Raw genomic sequence first — 1,344 nt, forward strand, 5'->3', positions numbered from 1 at the left:
ACTAATCTTGTCCTTTATGGCGTTATTTGTGATCTCTGGCCTGTTGTTTTTTCCAATCGATAACGAAACCCGTCAAGTTCTTATCGGTCTGGATTTCATAATCTGTAGTATTTTTCTATTGCAGCTCACCATTGATTTGATCCGCTCCACAGATCGACGTTCATTTATTAAGCTGCATTGGATAGATTTTGTGGCCAGCATCCCAATGATCGAGCCATTACGCTTTGCTCGCATCTTTCATATTTTGCGCGTGGTGTTGGTGCTGCGCTCTTCAAAGTTCATTCTGCATCAGCTCAAAGAAAACCGCCGAGAAACCACTGTCGCGTCCATATTGCTGTTGATGGTGATCCTCATAACGCTCGGTTCCACCGCCATGCTGTTTATCGAAGCCAAAAACCCAGCTGCGAACATCCGTACTGGAGCTGATGCTTTGTGGTGGGTCTTTGTGACCATCTCCACTGTGGGTTATGGCGATCATTATCCAGTGACCTCTGGAGGAAAGTTTTTAGCCGTCATCATCATCGTTTGTGGAGTGGGGATCTTCGGTATGATCTCTGGTGTGATTACGTCGATTTTAACCGCTCCGACTAAACAGCAAGATCACCGTTCTAAGAACAAAGAGCGGATGTTAGAACAGCTATTAGAACAGCAAGAACAAATCCTTGAGCGACTAACTCTTATCGAAGAGGAAATGCAGCAACGCAAAATTCAGACAAAAAAATAGGACCTATCGGTCCTATTTCTCTTTAAATTAATGAAGATAACGCTACTTTGCGCTCGCTTGTCTTATTTTTCACGCCAGTACGGCTGAGTCTCTACGCTGATTGCTCTTGTTTGATCCATTGCATGAAGAATCGAACGCTCTTGGCGGTGCAGCCAACGCTCTAGCTGTTCTTTCTCTTCATTTTCCAGCATATCGACCAAAGGCAACAGATGGTTCAGCATCAACAGATCATCAATGCCATGCACTAAGTCAGCCCAAGGAAGACGGAAGCTATTACGCTCGTCGAAGTTGTACAAGCTCGCAAAACCAATTCCAGTGTAAAGGTTACGCAGCAGACGGTAACGCTGATCCACATACTCTTGCGCAGACAAATCACGCTCTGCAGGGAAAGCTTCCATCCGCTCTGCCCAAGTGAGATCTCATTGCGTCACAGAAAACGGCATGATGTTGCTTGCCATCTTCTCGCGCGCTTTCTTCTCCAAGAATGGCTGCCAGCCACGCGCTAAGATCCAGCGGCTAAGATCCAGCAGTAATCCTGTGTAACGCGCCGAACTCAACAATGTCAGCATCTCTTCACGACTTGGCAACTCTTCCAACTGTTGAGTCAACTCGGAGACAAG

The 1,344-nt window shown here is 46.4% G+C and carries 1 protein-coding gene and 1 pseudogene; one reads left to right on the top strand and one right to left on the bottom strand.

Features of this window, described 5'->3' with window-relative positions:
• Nucleotides 1-724: potassium channel family protein (locus R7P67_RS24565; protein ID WP_318086285.1), on the top strand; the 724-nt coding region annotated here is incomplete at its 5' end.
• Nucleotides 725-786: 62 nt separating this feature from the next.
• Here the strand turns inward: R7P67_RS24565 and R7P67_RS24570 are convergent.
• Nucleotides 787-1,344, bottom strand: a pseudogene (locus R7P67_RS24570) (CHAD domain-containing protein); the annotation flags it as partial.

The organism is Vibrio sp. Vb0937 (genome assembly GCF_033338855.1).